The sequence below is a fragment of the Sodalis sp. C49 genome (genome assembly GCF_046352915.1).
Taxonomy (GTDB): Bacteria; Pseudomonadota; Gammaproteobacteria; order Enterobacterales; family Enterobacteriaceae; genus Acerihabitans.
Genome location: NZ_CP163303.1, coordinates 3,713,055 through 3,729,134, shown reverse-complemented (window position 1 = coordinate 3,729,134; position 16,080 = coordinate 3,713,055). Strand labels below are relative to the sequence as shown.

Annotated in this window: 18 protein-coding genes; 12 read left to right on the top strand and 6 right to left on the bottom strand. The window is 60.6% G+C overall.

Annotated features, from left to right (window positions below; all coding sequences use genetic code 11):
• Window positions 1-48 precede the first annotated feature (48 nt).
• Window positions 49-957: an alpha/beta fold hydrolase gene (locus ABUK12_RS16800; protein ID WP_410012921.1), complete on the bottom strand. Its 909-nt coding sequence runs from the start codon at window positions 955-957 to the stop codon at window positions 49-51.
• An 89-nt stretch (window positions 958-1,046) separates the two neighbouring features.
• Between ABUK12_RS16800 and ABUK12_RS16795 the strand changes: the two genes are divergently transcribed.
• The 8 genes from ABUK12_RS16795 to ABUK12_RS16760 all read left to right on the top strand — a co-directional run bounded on the left by ABUK12_RS16795 (window position 1,047) and on the right by ABUK12_RS16760 (window position 8,230).
• Window positions 1,047-1,433, top strand: coding sequence for a MerR family transcriptional regulator (locus tag ABUK12_RS16795; RefSeq protein ID WP_410012920.1), 387 nt, complete (start codon window positions 1,047-1,049; stop codon window positions 1,431-1,433).
• A gap of 264 nt (window positions 1,434-1,697) precedes the next feature.
• Entirely contained in the window at window positions 1,698-2,588 is an 891-nt protein-coding gene (locus ABUK12_RS16790) for a glycine betaine ABC transporter substrate-binding protein (RefSeq protein ID WP_410012919.1), read from the top strand.
• A 19-nt stretch (window positions 2,589-2,607) separates the two neighbouring features.
• Complete coding sequence (gene hutH / locus ABUK12_RS16785; protein WP_410012918.1) at window positions 2,608-4,182, top strand: histidine ammonia-lyase; 1,575 nt, start codon at window positions 2,608-2,610, stop codon at window positions 4,180-4,182.
• Window positions 4,157-4,804, top strand: a complete 648-nt coding sequence (locus ABUK12_RS16780; RefSeq protein ID WP_410012917.1) for an ABC transporter permease — start codon at window positions 4,157-4,159, stop codon at window positions 4,802-4,804. Before hutH ends, ABUK12_RS16780 begins: the two co-directional genes overlap by 26 nt.
• On the top strand, window positions 4,801-5,445 hold the full coding sequence (locus ABUK12_RS16775) for an ABC transporter permease (RefSeq protein ID WP_410012916.1): 645 nt from the start codon (window positions 4,801-4,803) through the stop codon (window positions 5,443-5,445). The genes ABUK12_RS16780 and ABUK12_RS16775 overlap by 4 nt, the downstream gene beginning before the upstream one ends.
• Window positions 5,446-5,450: 5 nt before the next feature.
• Entirely contained in the window at window positions 5,451-6,401 is a 951-nt protein-coding gene (locus ABUK12_RS16770; RefSeq protein WP_410012915.1) for an ABC transporter ATP-binding protein, read from the top strand.
• A 21-nt stretch (window positions 6,402-6,422) separates the two neighbouring features.
• On the top strand, window positions 6,423-7,427 hold the full coding sequence (locus tag ABUK12_RS16765) for an ornithine cyclodeaminase family protein (RefSeq protein ID WP_410012914.1): 1,005 nt from the start codon (window positions 6,423-6,425) through the stop codon (window positions 7,425-7,427).
• On the top strand, window positions 7,424-8,230 hold the full coding sequence (locus ABUK12_RS16760; protein ID WP_410012913.1) for a phosphate/phosphite/phosphonate ABC transporter substrate-binding protein: 807 nt from the start codon (window positions 7,424-7,426) through the stop codon (window positions 8,228-8,230). The genes ABUK12_RS16765 and ABUK12_RS16760 overlap by 4 nt, the downstream gene beginning before the upstream one ends.
• On the opposite strand, the gene ABUK12_RS16755 is transcribed toward ABUK12_RS16760, so the two are convergent.
• The gene (locus tag ABUK12_RS16755; RefSeq protein ID WP_410012912.1) at window positions 8,219-8,440 is read right to left on the bottom strand and encodes a DUF1127 domain-containing protein; all 222 of its coding nucleotides are present in this window, start codon (window positions 8,438-8,440) and stop codon (window positions 8,219-8,221) included. The genes ABUK12_RS16760 and ABUK12_RS16755 overlap by 12 nt on opposite strands.
• A gap of 193 nt (window positions 8,441-8,633) precedes the next feature.
• Between ABUK12_RS16755 and ABUK12_RS16750 the strand changes: the two genes are divergently transcribed.
• Window positions 8,634-10,049 (top strand): PLP-dependent aminotransferase family protein, encoded by a 1,416-nt coding sequence (locus ABUK12_RS16750; RefSeq protein ID WP_410016680.1) that lies wholly within the window; start codon window positions 8,634-8,636, stop codon window positions 10,047-10,049.
• Between the two features lie 13 nt (window positions 10,050-10,062).
• Here the strand turns inward: ABUK12_RS16750 and ABUK12_RS16745 are convergent, their stop codons facing one another.
• Entirely contained in the window at window positions 10,063-10,587 is a 525-nt protein-coding gene (locus ABUK12_RS16745) for a GNAT family N-acetyltransferase (RefSeq protein WP_410012911.1), read from the bottom strand.
• 162 nt (window positions 10,588-10,749) lie between these two features.
• Complete coding sequence (locus ABUK12_RS16740) at window positions 10,750-11,205, bottom strand: ester cyclase (protein WP_410012910.1); 456 nt, start codon at window positions 11,203-11,205, stop codon at window positions 10,750-10,752.
• Between the two features lie 102 nt (window positions 11,206-11,307).
• Here ABUK12_RS16740 and ABUK12_RS16735 point away from each other — a divergent pair, with 102 nt between their 5' ends.
• The gene (locus ABUK12_RS16735; protein WP_410012909.1) at window positions 11,308-12,222 is read left to right on the top strand and encodes a LysR family transcriptional regulator; all 915 of its coding nucleotides are present in this window, start codon (window positions 11,308-11,310) and stop codon (window positions 12,220-12,222) included.
• 62 nt (window positions 12,223-12,284) lie between these two features.
• Entirely contained in the window at window positions 12,285-12,935 is a 651-nt protein-coding gene (locus tag ABUK12_RS16730; RefSeq protein ID WP_410012908.1) for an NUDIX hydrolase, read from the top strand.
• Between the two features lie 57 nt (window positions 12,936-12,992).
• Here the strand turns inward: ABUK12_RS16730 and ABUK12_RS16725 are convergent, their stop codons facing one another.
• Complete coding sequence (locus tag ABUK12_RS16725; RefSeq protein WP_410012907.1) at window positions 12,993-14,186, bottom strand: MFS transporter; 1,194 nt, start codon at window positions 14,184-14,186, stop codon at window positions 12,993-12,995.
• A 135-nt stretch (window positions 14,187-14,321) separates the two neighbouring features.
• Between ABUK12_RS16725 and ABUK12_RS16720 the strand changes: the two genes are divergently transcribed.
• Complete coding sequence (locus ABUK12_RS16720) at window positions 14,322-15,224, top strand: LysR family transcriptional regulator (protein ID WP_410012906.1); 903 nt, start codon at window positions 14,322-14,324, stop codon at window positions 15,222-15,224.
• Between the two features lie 18 nt (window positions 15,225-15,242).
• On the opposite strand, the gene ABUK12_RS16715 is transcribed toward ABUK12_RS16720, so the two are convergent.
• Window positions 15,243-16,055 (bottom strand): NAD(P)H-dependent oxidoreductase, encoded by an 813-nt coding sequence (locus ABUK12_RS16715; RefSeq protein ID WP_410012905.1) that lies wholly within the window; start codon window positions 16,053-16,055, stop codon window positions 15,243-15,245.
• Between the last annotated feature and the right edge of the window lie 25 nt (window positions 16,056-16,080).

The window sequence follows — 16,080 nt, the reverse complement described above, 5'->3', positions numbered from 1 at the left end:
AACGTAATCACCCGCGCGTTGTTCATGCGGCCATCCCGTCAAACGGGCTTAGCGCGGCAACGTCTTATCGGTAAAGGCGGACAGATCGCGGTTAAAGCGCTCCGGCTCCTCGATAAAAGGCGCATGGCCCGAATTGGCGTAAAGCTTCTTTTGTATCGCCGGATTCAGCGCCTGCGCGCGGGCCATGGTCGTCGTTGGCCGCACCAGCGCGTCCCGGGCGCCATAAATCAGCAGCACCGGCACCCGGACCTTGCCCAGGGCCCTGGCCGCATCGACCGTTATCGACATCACGGCTCGCTGCATATCCCATGAGGCCATGGCGGCATTGGCGTATAGACGCCCGAAAGTGGCCGCGTCCGGCTGGGTATAGAAGCACAGGCTGAGGAAATCACGTACGGCGTCGAGGTGGGTCTTTAAATCAGGCGCATTCAAATCGCGATAGACCGCAGGATGCGGCGGTAGCTGATCGGGCTTAAGTTCAATCACACCGTCAACATAAACCGCGCCGGCGATAGGACTATCGCCGTACTCTTCCAGATAATTGGAGATAACGACCCCGCCCAGCGACCACCCCACCAGCACCGGTTTTCGCGCATGCGACGTTTTGATGACCGCGGCGAGATCTTCCGCCCAGCGCCGTCCGTCGGTGTAAGATGCGGCGTCGGTGGGCTTACCGGACAGGCCGTGGCCGCGCATATCGTAGGTAATCAGACGATAGCGCGCAAGCTGCGGGCTGTTGATTTGCCCCTCCCAGTTAAGATGGCTGCCAAGCAGGCCATGGATAAAAATAATGGCGGCGCCGTCGGGATTGCCCGCTTCCTGGACGGCTATTTTTACGCCGTCCGGCGCGGTAATAGTGTAGTTTTTCGTGTCGGCAAGCGCTGCCGGGGAAAAAGTGAACAGCGTGGCGGTCACCACCAGCGCGGACAAGATGCGGCTAAACGTAAATGTGGACATAAGCAATGCTCTTCGGTTGGACATGAGCCCACAGACTCAACCCTCACACTGATGTCAGGGTCAAGGTAAAAATGTGCTATGCTGTTGCCATGAATAAAACGATTCCGCCAGACTCGCTGACCGTTGGCCAGCTCGCGCGCGCAACCGGCGCCAGCGTCCGCTCTATCCGCCACTACGATGAGCAGGGGTTGCTCACGTCCATCCGCACCTGTAACGGCTACCGGTCATTTCCCCCGGCGGCGGTGGCTCAGGTCAGGCAGATCCAGCGCATGATCGCCACCGGCTTTAGCCTGGCGGAGATCCGCGCGTTCCCCGACTGCATGCGGATGATCGAAGGGGCGAGCGCCTGCCCCCAGACCACCGAGGTCCAGCGCAAGCGCCTGGATTCCATCGAGCGCCAGATAGCCGACCTCGAGCGCCGCCGCGCGCGCCTGCTCAAGACGCTGGCCGAGGGCGTTATCCCTCCCCTGGACTGATTTTCTTGCGGCTGGTCATCCCGACCGATCCGATCTGTCTTTGCTACTAACGCTATAACTTATGGCGAAAACGAATTTCACCCGCGCGGTGTTTATGCGCTACTTTCGAAGGGCCGTTCTCATATGCTGGTGCAATTGCGCGTGTTTACTCCGCGACAATAGCGGCTGATGGGCCTAAGCCAATGAGTATTGATGTTTTATATTGTTGGCATAGAAATTGTATATACCTGTCTATTCACACAACTCATTCTACTCTGGAAAAAAATGCGCATAACCCCCCTTAAGCAGATGGTATTTTTCATTGCCGGATTAAGCGCCTTAGCGTCAGCGGCCCAGGCAGCGGATTTTATCGTCGGCAGCAAGAGCTTTACCGAACAGTATATTCTGGCGGAAATCTATGCCTCGGCATTGGAGCAGGCGGGCATTCCGGTTGAACGCAAAATTAACCTGGGCGGCACGCTGATAGCGCAGGCGGCGCTGGTAAAAGGCGATATCGATATGTATCCCGAATACACCGGTACCGCCCTGAGCGCGGTGGTGAAAGGTGAATTGTCATCCGACCCGGACAAAGTCTACCAGCAGGTCAAAACCGCCTACGCCGAGAGATATCAGCTTACCTGGCTGGCCCCGGCCAGGCTGAACAATGGCTATGCTCTGCTGGTCAGTAAAGCCACCGCCGATAAATATCGCTTAAAAACCCTCTCCGATCTCGCCAAGGTGGCGCCGCAACTGACCATCGGCGCGGGGGCGGAGTTCGGCGATCGCCAGGACGGCCTGAAAGGACTGGAGCAGGTTTACGGCATTAAATTCAAATCCTTCCGCCAGTTCGCTAAAGTCGGCCTGCGCTATGATGCACTGGCCGCCGGACAGATCGATGTCGCCAACGGTTTCGCCACCGACTGGCAAATCGCCGATGGACAATATGTCTCGCTTGCGGACGATAAGCATCTCTTCCCACCGTATTTCGTCGCCCCGGTGGTCCGCGACCAGGCGCTAAAGGCCTATCCCAACGCGGAAGCGGCGCTTAATAAGGTCAGCGCGCTGCTTGATAACGCCACCATGCAAAAACTTAACGCCGCGGTGGAAAAAGACAAAGAAGAACCGGCCGACGTCGCGCAAGCGTTTCTGCGTGAAAAAGGCATTGTGAAACCCTGACAACCGGGCAAAAGTGATCATGACGTTTCATCTCGGTGGCGACAGTGCTTTAACCGTGGCAACGCTTGCGCGCATAGCGCGGGAAAATCAGCCGGTGGCGTTTAGTCCGGCGGCGCTTGAGCGCATAAAAAACGGCTTTTCTTTTCTTTACCAGCGCATAGACGCCGGCGATCGGATCTACGGCGTGACCACCGGCCTGGGCGCCGGCGTGGATACCGCGGTGCTCAATGGCGCCGACGGGCGCCAGGATAGCGCGCGCCTGCACGCCATCCAGCAGCGTATTCCACTGGCGCGCGCGGTAGGCGTCGGCCCGCTTGCCGATAGCGTACAGGTCAGGGCAATGATGCTGGCGCGGCTTGCCGGCATTGCCGAAGGGTATTCCGGCATCTCATTGCCGAGCGCGCAGGCCTTACTTAATTTATTAAATCTTGGCGTGCATCCGCAGGTGCCATTGCTGGGTTCGATCGGCGAAGCCGATCTGGCGCCGCTGGCGCATATCGGCTGCGCGCTGGCGGGCGACGGAGAGGCGGAATACCGGGGACAGGTCACCGATATCCGCGCGCTGGCGCGCACCCTGGGTTTCACCCTGCCGGCTCTGACCGGCAAGGATGGACTGGCGCTGGTTTCCTCCAATGCGGCAAGCGTCGGCCTGGCCGCCTTGCTGCTGGCCGATATTGCCCAACTGGTTAACGTCCAGGCCGGCGCCATTGCCCTGTCGTTTGAAGCGTTCCGCGCCAACATCTCCCCGCTGTCGTCATGGGCCAGCCGTATCCGCCGGCTGCCGGGAGGAGCGGAATGCGCGGCCCATCTGCTGTCGCTGCTGGCCGGCGGTGTTTTATGCCAGCCCGGCGGCGCGCGTCTGCTGCAAGACCCGCTGAGCTTCCGTTGCGCGGCGTCGGTGCTGGCAAGCGTCTATCAGGCCTTCAACCTGGCCCGGCAGGCGACTGAACTTGAGCTGAACAGCGCTGATGATAATCCGGCCCTGATAGCCGAGGCCGGGATGGTGTTGGCCAACGCCAATTTTGACGCCACGCATTTGGCGCTGGCATTTGAAGCCCTGGGTTTGGCGCTGGCGCGCCAGGCCAGCTGCGCCGCTGAACGCATGATGAAACTGATGTCCGAGGGGGCCAGCGGGCTGCCGCGCTTCCTGACGCCGCACCGCGGGCAGACGGGGTTTGCCACGCTGCAAAAAACCATTTCCGCGCTGACCGGCGATATTGTGCATCAGGCCAATCCGCTGTCCGCTATCACCATACCGGTGGCCGATCGGGTGGAGGACTACGCCTCGCAGGCCATGGCCGTCATCAGTAAAACGGCGCGCCTGGTGGAAAGCCTGCGCTATCTGGTAGCCATTGAATTGATGGTGGCGGCGCAGGCCGTCGATTTGCGCCAGGACCCACAGGCGCGGCTTGGCCAGGGCAGCGCGGCCGTTTATGCCCGCGTGCGCGGACGGGTCGCCGTATTGGATCAGGATCGCTCCACCGCCCGCGATATTGAAAATCTGGCTAAGGCCATTACCGCCCCCGGCTGGCTGAACGCCGGCGAACAGCTTCTGGAGACTGAGTGCCATGCGTTGGGCTCCCAAACACCTTGATGATATCGGCCTGGCCTTATGGCAACATCTTTACCTGGTGGGCATATCGATAAGCGGCGCCTTCATCATCGCCATGATATTAGGCATCTGGAGCGCCCGCCGGCCCAAAACCTATGCGCTGGTGCTGACCTTCACCGGCATGCTGTTTTCCATTCCCAGCCTGGCGCTGTTCGCGCTGTTTATTCCATGGCTGGGAATTGGCCTGCTGCCGGCGATTGTCGGCCTCACCGCCTACGCGCTGATGATCATGGTGCGTAATATCGCTACCGGCTTTCACGCCATTGCGCCCGACGTGCTGAATGCGGCGCGCGGTATGGGTTATGGCTACTGGCGCATGCTGTGGGAGATTGAGCTGCCGCTGGCGCTGCCGTTTATTATCACCGGGCTGCGCATCGCCACCACCACTCTTATCGGCATCGCCACGGTGGCCGCCTATATTAACGCGGGCGGTCTGGGCACCATTATTTTCGCCGGGCTGGACCAGCGTTATCCGGAAAAAATCCTGGTGGGCGGCGGCCTGACCTCTTTGCTGGCCATCGGTGTCGACGCGCTGTTCCTGCTGCTGCAACGGCGCCTGGCGCGACGCGTCCATGCCGTCGTTCGCGTGGAGGCAAACGCATGATTTTTTTGGATGCGTGGCGCTGGATTGCGGCTAATCCGGATCAGTTCCTCGACGCCCTGCGCCAACACCTGGTGATGTGCGGGCTGGCGCTGTTGTTTTCGCTGCTGCTGGCTATTCCGATTGGGGTGAAAGTGGCGGCCTCGCCGCGCGCCACGTTTATCGCCACCAATATCGCCAGCACCCTGAGAACCATTCCCAGCCTGGCGATCCTGGCGGCGGCGCTGCCGTTTTTGGGCATCGGGCTGCTGCCGTCGGTGGTGGCGCTGGTGATTCTCGCCCTGCCGCCGATCCTGCTGAATACCTGCACCAGCATTCAGGCGGTGGATAACGACACGCTCTCCGCCGCCAAGGGAATGGGGCTGACGCGCGCGCAAACAACGCGCCGGGTCATTCTGCCGCTGGCGGCGCCCGGCATTCTGGCGGGCGTGCGCACGGCCGCCGTGCAGGTGATCGGCGGCGCGGCGCTGGCCTCCTTTATCGGCGGCGGCGGGCTGGGTGATTTTGTCACCACCGGCATCGCCATTATGGATATGTCGCGCCTGCTGGTGGGCGCTATCCCCATCATCCTGTTGGCCATCGGCGCCGAACTGCTGTTCGGCGCCGTTGAAAAAATCGGGTTCAAACACGTCCCTAAAGGGTAAACCCCATGATCAGACTGGAAAATATTACCAAGATTTATCCCGGGACAACGGCAAAAGCGGTATTTGACCTGACGCTTGAGATTCCGGAAGGTTCCACCACCGCGCTGATTGGCCCCTCCGGCTGCGGAAAAACCACCACCATGCGGCTGATTAACCGGCTGGAGGACGCCACCCGGGGACGCGTCTTCGTTAATGGCGAAGATGTGACCGCCGTCGATCCCGTGCAACTGCGCCGCCAGATCGGGTATGTTATCCAGAACGTCGGCCTGTTTCCGCATATGAACATCGCGGACAATATCGCCACCGTGCCGCGTCTACTGGGCTGGGATCGCCGCAAAACCGACGCGCGTGTCGATGAGTTGCTGCATCTGGTCGGTCTCGATCCCGTCGATCGCGGCCGCTATCCGGCGGAACTGTCGGGCGGACAGCGCCAGCGCGTCGGGGTGGCCAGGGCGCTGGCGGCCGACCCGCCGGTCATGCTGATGGATGAGCCCTTCGGGGCCATCGATCCGCTGGTACGCGGCCGGTTGCAAAACGAATTTAAGCAAATCCTGCAGCGGGTTAAGAAAACCGTGGTAATTGTGACCCACGATCTCGACGAAGCCATCAAGATGGGCGATCGCATCGCCATTATGCGCGACGGTAAACTCTGTCAGTACGACACGCCCGCGGCTATCCTCAGCAAACCGGCCGATGACTTTGTCGCCGCGTTTATCGGCAGCGACGCGTCGTTAAAACTGCTGGCGCTGACGCCGGTCGGTCATGCGATGACGCCCGGCGCCCAAAGCGGCTATACCCTCTCGGTCAACGCCCGGGCGAGCCTGAAAGACGTGCTGGCCCTGATGCTGGCCCAGGATGCGCCAGGCGTGCGCATTACCGATGACCAACACCAGGTGCTGGGGGAATTAAACCGTCAGCAGCTTTTTCATTATCAGCAAACATTGCTTGCGGCCTGAGCGCCGGACTAAGGGAATTAAATGACTGCACACGTCAATATCAGTTACCTCAATGGCCCGGACATCCAGCAACTGGCGATGACCGACAGCGAAATCCTCGCCGCCGTCGAAGCCGGACTGCTGGCGCAGGGGCAAAACCAAACGGTCATCGAGCCCCGCATGCACCTGATCCCCGATCCGGCGTTTAACGGCCATTTCAACGTACTGCGCGGCTATATCGCGCCGCTTAACCTGGCGGGCGTGAAGGTGGTGGGCGACTACGTGAATAACTACCAACTGGGCCTGCCGTCCGAGATGGCGATGCTCAATCTATTTAACCCGCGCACCGGCATGCCGGTGGCCATCATGGACGCATCGGCCATTACCGATATGCGCACCGGAGCGATTACCGCGCTGGGCGCCCGCCATCTGGCGCGTAAAAACAGCAAAATACTCGGGCATATCGGCGCGCGCGGCACCGCTTACTGGAATGTACGCCTGCTGGACAGTCTGTATGACTTCGATGAAATCCGCGTTCACTCCCGCCGTCCGGAAAGTCGCAACGCCTTCGCGCAGCGCCTGGAACAGGATTTGGGCAAAAAGATTATCGTCACCGCCGATTGGGAAAGCTGTGTGCGCAATGCGGATATCGTGGTCGAGGCGTCACGGCTGGAAAAGCCGGCGCCCATGCTGAAAACCGCCTGGATCAAACCCGGCGCATTGGTCGTGCCCTACGGCACGATGAGCGCGGTTGAGCTGTCGCTGACCGACATCATGGATAAACTGGTGGTGGATGATTGGGGCCAGTGCAAAGGCGGCATGTTTGGCTCCCTGCGGGCGCACGTTGAAGCCGGCAAGCTTAGCGGGGAAACGCTGCATGGCGAATTGGGCCAGATCGTCGCCGGTGTTAAAAGCGGACGCGAGAACGACGATGAAACTATCCTGTTCTGGCATCGCGGTCTGTCGCTCAGCGATATTGCCCTGGGTCATGCGATGCTGGAAAAGGCGCGCAGGCTTGGTATCGGACAGGAGTTACGCTACGCATGATCGCCAACGGACGTATGTATTCGGTCACCGCGGCGGCGGCGGCGGGCTGGAAAACGCTGCTGCAGGCGGTCTACCGGCGCGCCGGCATCTCTGGGGAAGTGATTGATTATCCGGCCCCTGCCCCGCTGGAAGCGCTATGGCAACGTCCGGATCTGGCCGGGGTATTTATGTGCGGCCTGCCGTTTTCGCTCGGGCTGTTTCCCGTCGTGGCCATTGCCGCGCCGGTTCCGCTGCATTCGCTGCCCGATGGCCCCGGCAGCTACCGCAGCCGCCTGATCGTCGCCCGCGATGCGCCCTACCGGCAATTGCGGGATACCTTCGGCGGGCGCCTGGCGTTTACCAACCCGGAATCGCACTCCGGCTACAGCGCCCTGCGCTTTCACCTGCTGCCGTTCCTGCGCCCCGGGCAAACCACATTGTATCGCGAAACCACCGGCCCGCTGGTGACCCCGCGCCGGGTCGTGGAGGCCGTCGCCGGCGGCGACGCCGATATCGGCCCGGTGGACAGCTATGCCTATGAACTGCTGGCGCGCGACGAGCCGGCGCTGATAGAAAAAGTACGGGTGATAGATCACACCGCGCCGGCTCCGATGCCCCTGCTGGTGGCGTCGGCTTCACTGCCGCCGGCCGCGCTTGCCGCCCTGCAACGCGCGTTTATCGCCTTAGCCCAGGACAGTAACGGCTCCGCGCTGCTGGCGGCCCTGCAGCTGCAAGGATTTAAGATCCCCGACCCACGCGACTATCAGTTGCTGGCGCGGCGGGCAGCCGCCGCTGAACAGGCGGGATACCGGCTACTGCGCTGACGGGCCGCGCTCATCTTTATACGGCAGGTCATCACGGGTAAGGCCGATGTCCCGCAATTGCGCGTCATTAAGCGACCTCAGCGCCTTGCGGCTGCGGGAGTGTCGCCGCCACTGTTGATACCGGCCATATAACCGCCGCCACCAGCCGGTATTGCCGCAAGCGATGCGCTCAGGCGCGTTATCAGGGTCCGCCGTAATAAGATTCTTCATGGCTGTCGTCCATCCGCAATTGATGGCAACAGCATGAATCCTTTGCCTAAAAACGAGTAGATTCAACCGATTAATGGTTTGTCATAGACAGATGGCGTCACCATGACACATTATGTTATTTATAGAGGCCATCTGTATCCTTTTCCTGGCTGACCGCTACCAACATGGGTTAATTGACGACACGCATATGGCTATGACCCGCTACCACAATCTGGCCGCCCTGCTGGGCCAGCGTATTGAACAAGGTTTATATCCCATCGGTGTTCGCCTGCCCTCTATCAGGGTGCTCAGCAAAGAGCACGGGGTCAGCATCACCACCGTACAGCAGGCTTACCGCGAGCTTGAAGAACAACAGCTGGTCGAGGCACGGGCTAAATCCGGCTATTTTGTCGCTCACCGCAAACTGCGCCCCGGCCTGCCCGCCGGTTGTGATATGACCCAATGCTCGCTGGCCATCCCGCAGTGGGACCTGGTGCTTGGCATGGCCGGCCCGGCGCAGGCGGGCGAGACGGCCTTTGGGACCGCCGCGCCCGACGTTACCGCCAGTAGCCTCAAGCCGTTAACCCGGGCGTTGAGCCATGTGAGCCAGCGGCAACACCTGCGGACGTTCGATGACGAGGATATCCGGGGTAGCGTTGAGCTGCGCGGGCAAATCGCCCGGCTGATGATTGACGGCGGCAGCCGCATGGATGCCGGCAACATCCTGATTACCGACGGCGGCCGGGAAGCGCTGTCGATTGCGATTCGCTGCGTCTGCAAGCCAGGGGATCTGGTGGCGGTGGAAAAACCTTGTTTCCCGGCCGGTTTGCAACTGTTGCACGGACTGGGCATGCATATCCTGGAAATCCCCACCGACCCGGTAACGGGCATCAGCGTCGAGGCGCTGGAACTGGCGCTGGAGCAATGGCCGGTAAAAGCCATCCTGGTCACGCCCACGGGGCAAAACCCGCTGGGCTGCCATATGCCGATCGCGCGCCGCAAGGCGCTGCTGGAGCTGGCTCAGGGACATGATGTGGCCATCGTTGAAGACGATGTCTACGGCGAGCTGTCTTATCCCTATCCCCGGCCGGCCACGATTACGTCAATGGATTTTTCCGGCAATGTGCTGTTATGCAGCTCCTTTTCCAAAACCCTTGCGCCGGGCTTAAGGGTCGGCTGGCTTGCCCCCGGCAGCTATATGAACCGAGCCGTCCATATGAAATATATCGGCACCGGCCCCACCGCCAGCCTGCCGCAGCTGGCCATCGCCGATTTTATCAGGCAGGGGCATTACCTCAAGCATGTCAGGCGTATGCGTGGCCAGTACCAGCATAATCGGGATGTGATAACCGGATGGGTGACGGATTATTTTCCCTGCGGTACGCGGGTAAGCCGCCCGCAGGGAGGCTTTTTATTATGGATTGAGCTGGATCGCCGTATCGATGCCCAGCGACTGAACCAGGCATTATCAGACCAGGCGGTTTCCATAGCCATCGGCGCGGTGTTTTCCGCCGCCGGTAAATATGACAACTGCCTGCGGATAAATTACGCGCGCCCGCTTTCAGACGAGATAAAGCAGGCCATACGGCAGATCGGTATGAAGGTTCAGCAGTTGCTGGAGCACCCCTGATTTCGTCCGGACCTTAAACAGCCAATGATTTAGTCAGCGTGATAAGCGCCAGATCGTCGCGTAAAGGCACGCCCACGTTGGGATCATTATAGGGAAATGGCTCCGTATCACCGGTTTTGGCAAAACCGCGCCGTTCGTACCACGCAATCAGCTTATCCCGCACATTGATAACGGAAATCTTGAGGCTCCCGGCACCCGCGTCGCGGGCAAATTTCTCCGCGCCCGCCATGATGCTTTTGCCGAGACCGGCGCTTTGCGCATGCGGGCTTACGGCCAGCATCGAGAGATACCATTCGCCTTGATCCAAGGGCGTGAGCGCCACGCACCCGCATAATTCGCCGCGAGCGGGCTCCACCGCCAGCAGAATGATCGACGCGCCATTCTCTATCATGTCGGCCAGGTCGCGCCGGCTGGTGCGCGGCCCGTCGATCAGCCCGACTTCAGTGGTCCAATCCGGCGCCGAGAGGCCTCTGTAGGCCTGGTTAACCAGTTCCGCCACGCTGTCCAGTTCTTGTGCCCCTGCGATGGATAGCTCCATGTTTTCCTCTGCTTTCTGGCCATTTCCCAGTGCTTATTAAAGCCGCATTATCACCGGCCCGTCAATAAGCAGAGGCCGTCATGACGGCGCGCCCACCCGGTATGACGCCCCCTAGGCGGTCACATCAGCGCAGGCGCGCGGTTTTGCGCATTGTCGCCTGACTTACGGCTGTTCAGGCGTGGGAAACCGGCCCAACTGCTGAAACAAACCGAACCAGTCCTCGAGATGCCAGGTCCTCTTAATGCGCGCCCCTTCGAATTCGTGGAATTCATGGATAGCAAAACCGACCTGTTTGCCCGTCGCCGGAATGCCGAACAAAGGCCCTAGATGGGTGCCGGTAATCTCCGCCCGCACCCCCATGCGCCCGGCCGTCTGGATGACATCGAGGATAGTGATTTTGACGTCGGGCATCGCCGCGATAAAGGCGCGGATAATCGGCTTAAGACCATCGGGGCCGGGACCCTGGCCGGGCGCCAGGGGAATATCGTCCCAGTCGGCGGTGACGGCGATATCCAGCAAATCCGGGTTCTGGTCGTTAAACGCACGGTAGAGCATGTCGACCGTTTGCCGTTCAACACGCAGTTGTTCTGTTTCAGCGAGCGCGGTAGAGGATGTCATTTGCGGCCGTTCCTTTCTGATAAGTGGAAATATAAGGTTGGAGTCTGATGAATCCGCTATTATTTGTCCAACAGATATAAGATATGAATGAGTATTTGATTTATGGATTTCCACGGTATCGATCTGAATTTGCTGGCCGCCTTTGACGCGCTGATGGACGAGCGGAACGTCACCCGCGCGGCGGCGCGCGTAGGGGTAAGCCAGCCGGCGATGAGCGCGGCGCTGTCGCGTCTGCGCGCGTTATTTGGCGATCCGTTGTTCCTGCGCAGCGCCGAGGGGCTGCTGCCCACGCCGCGCGCCAGGGATATCGCGCAACCCATCGCTCAGGCGCTGCGGCAGATAGAAGCGGCCCTGGTGGCCAAACCGGCGTTCATGCCGGCGAAGGCGTCGCTGGCCTTTACCCTCGGGGTGCCCGACTATCCGGCCTTTGTGCTGCTGGCGGCCCTGGTCACGGCGCTGGAAAAGCAGGCGCCGGGCGTGTCGTTAAACGTGCGCGCCTTTACCGGCCGGGATAGCGCCGTCGATCTGCTGGACGCGGGCACTATCGACGTCGCGGTCGGGGTCATGCCCACCCGTCCGGAGACCCGGATAATGACCCGGCCCATCCTGCGGGACGAGTTTGTCACCATTACCCGCCGCGCCGGCGCGGCGGTGGAAGACGCGATGACATTGGAACGCTTCCTGGCCCTGCGCCATGTCCTCGCGTCCCCGGAGGACGACCGGCACGGCCTGGTGGACCAGGCGCTGGCGCAGATGGGCAGGCAGCGTATCCTGGCGCTGACGCTGCCCCAGATGTTCGCGGTGCCCGGCGTCGTGGCGCGGACCGCATTGACGGCAACCCTGCTGCGGCGGGTCGTGCTGAATTCGCCCGTCCGGCACGAACTGGCCTTGTTTGCGCCGCCGGTGGTATTGCCGCCGATAGAATTCCACCTGATCTGGCACCGGAAAAGCGATCAGCACCCGGCCCAGCGCTGGTTCAGGGAACTGATCGCGTCACATGCTTTAGCGTTGCAATAACCATTTGCCTGGCGGGCAAACCGGCGTTACGGTAATTCAGCGATTATTTTTCCCGCGAGGACATGATGACGGCAAAAAACAGTGAAAACGACAACCCCGCTTCCTTATCGGCCATCGCCCTGGCGCAAAAATTACAGGCTTTGGCGCAAACCGGGCTGACCTATACCAAAGATCGTTATGATATCGAGCGTTACCTGGAGCTACGGAATATCGCCGCGCAACTGACAGCCGACGTATTGGCGTTAGATAAGCCGCCGGTATTGGACATGTTCAAACAACAGGAAGGGTATGCCACGCCAAAGGTCGACACCAGGGCGGTAATTCTGCGCCAGGGTAAAATACTGCTGGTGAAAGAGGCCGATGATCGGCTGTGGAGCCTGCCCGGCGGCTGGGCCGATGTCGGCGATAGCCCGTCCGACGCGGTGTGTCGTGAGGTCTGGGAAGAAACCGGCCTTACCGCCAGCGTGGAGCGCTTGCTGGGCGTATGGGACCGTAATCAGCATGGCCATCCGCCTTATCCCTGGCATGTCTATAAGCTGATATTTCATTGCCGGGAACTGGGCGGCGAAATCCGCTTAAGCGAGGACTCGCTGGACGTTGATTTTTTCGACCCCCTCGACCTGCCGCCGTTATCGTTAACCCGCATCGTGCCGGTAGAAATTGCAACCAGCCTGGAGATTATAAAAAACAATAAAAGCACCTGGTTTGATTAGCGCCAGGGGAAGAATATCCGCGGGTAAACATCGCCACGGATTTCTTCCGGCGGGATATTATTCCCTATTTTCAGCGGTATTCCCGGCTTTGCGTTGCGATATTTTACCCGCCGGTTTCCGGCCCGTCTTCTGCCAATAAGGCGGTAGCAGAAAGCTGGCCACGGCAATAACGCCCAGCCCCGCCCCCGCCAGCAATAATGTTTGGGCGCCGTAATGGTCCATCCAGATTCCGCCCGACATGGCGCCGGCGCCGATGCCGATATTAAAGGTCATCACGTACAGCGCCGACGCCGCCTCCGCCTGCCCGGGCGCCAGCTCTATTACCCAGCTCTGCAGGCCGATAATCAGCATGGCGATGGATGCGCCCCATAGCGCCATTACCAGCCAGGAAATACCCGGCAGCCCGGCGAAGCACAGCATCAGCAGTTGGCTGATAACAATACCGATGGCGGAAACCACCGCCAGGCGCATCGGCCGCGGCCCCAGCCAGCCGGCCAGCAGCGTACCCGCGGCACCCGCCAGGCCGAAGACCAGCAACGCCAACGGCAGGCGCGCGCCGCGCATCCCCAGGGTCTCGGTCACCAGCGGGGTGATATAGGTATAGCCGTTAAAATGGGCGGTAATTATCAACAGCGTTATCGCGGCGGCCCCGTAGAGCGGCCAGTTGCGACGGGGAAACCCCGCGCCCTCGCCGCGCGCCGCCACGGCCATCGGCGGCAGCCAGAAATAGCCCATGATAAGGATTATCAGCCCGAACGCGCCGAAGATCGCGAAGCCCTGCTGCCAGTTAAAAGCCTGCCCCAGGGCGGTTGATAACGGCACGCCGGCCACGATGGCCAGGGAAATTCCCGAGAACACCCAGGCGGTGGCGCGGCTGGCCGCCATGCTCGGCGCAATTCTGACCGCGTAGGACGCCAGGCTGGACCAGAAGACGCCATGCCCCAATGCCGCCACGATCCGCAGTCCCATCAGCTGTCCCCAGGAATGGGTTATCAGGGCCAGGCCGTTGCACAGGGTAATAATCCCCAGCAGGACCAGAAATAGCGGCCGGCGATCAATGCGGTTGGTCGAGAGCGTCAGGGGGATTACCGTCAGGGTAATGATCCAGGCATACCCCGTCACCAGCGAGCCGACCGCGGCGTGGGAAACCCGCAGATCCGCGGCAATGCGCGACAGCAGTCCAATAGGCAGGTACTCGGTGGTTTGGGAAACAAACGCGCCCAACATCAATACCAGCAACGCACGTATCATCTTTTGGATATCCAGTAATGCACGGGAGGTGCGTAAAGACCGACGGATGGCGTTAACCATAACCGCTAAAGGATTAAAGAAAAATACGATACTATTCACTTCTCAGATGACATTTAAGTCATGAATGGAGGGAGCATGGGCTCTTTAAACGGCCTGGAACTTTTTGTCCAGGTGGTCAGAGCGGGCAGTTTTGTCGAGGCGGCCCGTCTTTGCGGCCTGTCGCCCTCGGCGGTGAGCAAAGGCATCGCCCGGCTGGAGGCGCGTTTAAGCGTCCGTTTGCTGAACCGAAGCACCCGCAGCGTCGCCCTGACGGCGGAAGGCGCCCGCTTTTACGACAGCAGCCAGACTATCCTGCGCGCTGTTGAAACCGCGGAAAATGAGCTGACCCAGATAAAGGAATATCCCCGGGGCAAGCTTAAGGTCAGCCTGGCGGATGAAAGCATGGTATTGCCCCGCCTGGCCGACTTTGCCCTGGCCTGGCCGGCGATAGAGCTGGAACTGGATTTTTCCGATCGCATGGTGAATGTTATCGCGGAAGGCTTCGACGTGGTGGTGCGCAGCGGCGCTATCCGTGATTCCCAATTGATGGCCAAAAAACTGGCGGTCTTCAGTTCAAAAGTGGTCGCCTCGCCCGCTTATCTTGCCAGGGCCGGCATTCCGCTGCATCCGGATGATTTACAGCGCCATGCCTGCCTGCATTACCGTTTCCCCCACAGCGGCAAACTTGAATCCTGGCAGTTGCTGGGCGTGGATCCGGCATCGGCCAACCCGCTGCCTGTCGCCATGGTGTGCAATAACATTCAGGGACGGCTGAGCTTTGCCCGGCGCGGCGCGGGGCTGGCATGGCTGCCGGATTATATTGTCCGCCCCGCGCTGGATGAGGGCGCCCTGGTCAGCGTACTGGATGAGTATGCCGTCAGGGCGGAGCCGTTATGGCTGTTATGGCCTTCCGGGCCGTACCTGCCGTTAAAGACCCGGGTTTTTATCGATTATCTGGCCGGGTGTTTCCAGCCCGGCGCGAACCTAGCCGGCGGATAGCGCTGTAATGCGCCAGGCTCAGGCCGCGCCGGGCTCGGAATCACCCGCCACGGTCGGACGCCGGTGCGCGGCAAAACCGGACTGCCCCGGCGCAATCTCAGGCCGCAGCGTCAGTTCGGGGATAATATACTCGCCGCCGTTCTGCGCACGAAAAGAGAGGGGCGGGGTGCGCCACAGGTTGTCCAGGCGTTGCGCGAGCGTGTCGCTGATAGCCGAAAACCGCGCCTCGTCCATGCGGCCGGTGCGATAGACCAGGAAGGGCGGCAAGACGTCGAACCCGGGATAATAGAGGATCCCGTGTTGGATCGGGAACAAAATATCCTCCATCGGGCCATTGATGCCGCGCGGGCTATAATGCGGCTCCCATCCCCCCGTGGTCACGATCAGCATCGCCCGTTTTCCCGCCATGGCGCCTTCCCCGTAGCGATCGCCCCAGCGCGCGTCGGAGTGTTCTCCCACACCGTAAGCGAAGCCATACGCATAAACGCGCTCCACCCAGCCCTTCAGGATGGCCGGCATCGAGAACCACCACAGCGGAAACTGCAAAATCACCGCATCCGCCCAGCGCAACTTGTCCTGCTCCTGGGCGATATCCGCGCTTTGCCGGCCGTTTTCGAAGGCGAGCCTGGAATCCAGCGAGGGATCGAAGCGCGCGCCGGCCGGTCCGTCCAGGCTATCGTTGGCATCAAGCGCGGCTTTCCACTTCATGGCATAGAGGTCCGATACCTGGACCCGGTGGCCCGCCTGTTCTAAATGGGTAACCGCGAAATTTTTCAGCGCGCCGTTTAAGGATTGAGGCTCGGGATGGGCATAGACGATCAGGATATTCATAGCAGGACCTTGGTGATGGCAAAAA

Coding starts and splice junctions, on each gene's coding strand:
- ABUK12_RS16775 (WP_410012916.1), top strand. CDS start 4,801: ATGATTTTTTTGGATGCGTGGCGCTGGATTGCGGCTAATCCGGATCAG.
- ABUK12_RS16755 (WP_410012912.1), bottom strand. CDS start 8,440: ATGAAGAATCTTATTACGGCGGACCCTGATAACGCGCCTGAGCGCATC.
- ABUK12_RS16795 (WP_410012920.1), top strand. CDS start 1,047: ATGAATAAAACGATTCCGCCAGACTCGCTGACCGTTGGCCAGCTCGCG.
- ABUK12_RS16730 (WP_410012908.1), top strand. CDS start 12,285: ATGATGACGGCAAAAAACAGTGAAAACGACAACCCCGCTTCCTTATCG.
- ABUK12_RS16770 (WP_410012915.1), top strand. CDS start 5,451: ATGATCAGACTGGAAAATATTACCAAGATTTATCCCGGGACAACGGCA.
- ABUK12_RS16745 (WP_410012911.1), bottom strand. CDS start 10,587: ATGGAGCTATCCATCGCAGGGGCACAAGAACTGGACAGCGTGGCGGAA.
- ABUK12_RS16760 (WP_410012913.1), top strand. CDS start 7,424: ATGATCGCCAACGGACGTATGTATTCGGTCACCGCGGCGGCGGCGGCG.
- ABUK12_RS16750 (WP_410016680.1), top strand. CDS start 8,634: ATGACCCGCTACCACAATCTGGCCGCCCTGCTGGGCCAGCGTATTGAA.
- ABUK12_RS16800 (WP_410012921.1), bottom strand. CDS start 957: ATGTCCACATTTACGTTTAGCCGCATCTTGTCCGCGCTGGTGGTGACC.
- ABUK12_RS16765 (WP_410012914.1), top strand. CDS start 6,423: ATGACTGCACACGTCAATATCAGTTACCTCAATGGCCCGGACATCCAG.
- hutH (WP_410012918.1), top strand. CDS start 2,608: ATGACGTTTCATCTCGGTGGCGACAGTGCTTTAACCGTGGCAACGCTT.
- ABUK12_RS16740 (WP_410012910.1), bottom strand. CDS start 11,205: ATGACATCCTCTACCGCGCTCGCTGAAACAGAACAACTGCGTGTTGAA.
- ABUK12_RS16735 (WP_410012909.1), top strand. CDS start 11,308: ATGGATTTCCACGGTATCGATCTGAATTTGCTGGCCGCCTTTGACGCG.
- ABUK12_RS16780 (WP_410012917.1), top strand. CDS start 4,157: ATGCGTTGGGCTCCCAAACACCTTGATGATATCGGCCTGGCCTTATGG.
- ABUK12_RS16715 (WP_410012905.1), bottom strand. CDS start 16,055: ATGAATATCCTGATCGTCTATGCCCATCCCGAGCCTCAATCCTTAAAC.
- ABUK12_RS16725 (WP_410012907.1), bottom strand. CDS start 14,186: ATGATACGTGCGTTGCTGGTATTGATGTTGGGCGCGTTTGTTTCCCAA.
- ABUK12_RS16790 (WP_410012919.1), top strand. CDS start 1,698: ATGCGCATAACCCCCCTTAAGCAGATGGTATTTTTCATTGCCGGATTA.
- ABUK12_RS16720 (WP_410012906.1), top strand. CDS start 14,322: ATGGGCTCTTTAAACGGCCTGGAACTTTTTGTCCAGGTGGTCAGAGCG.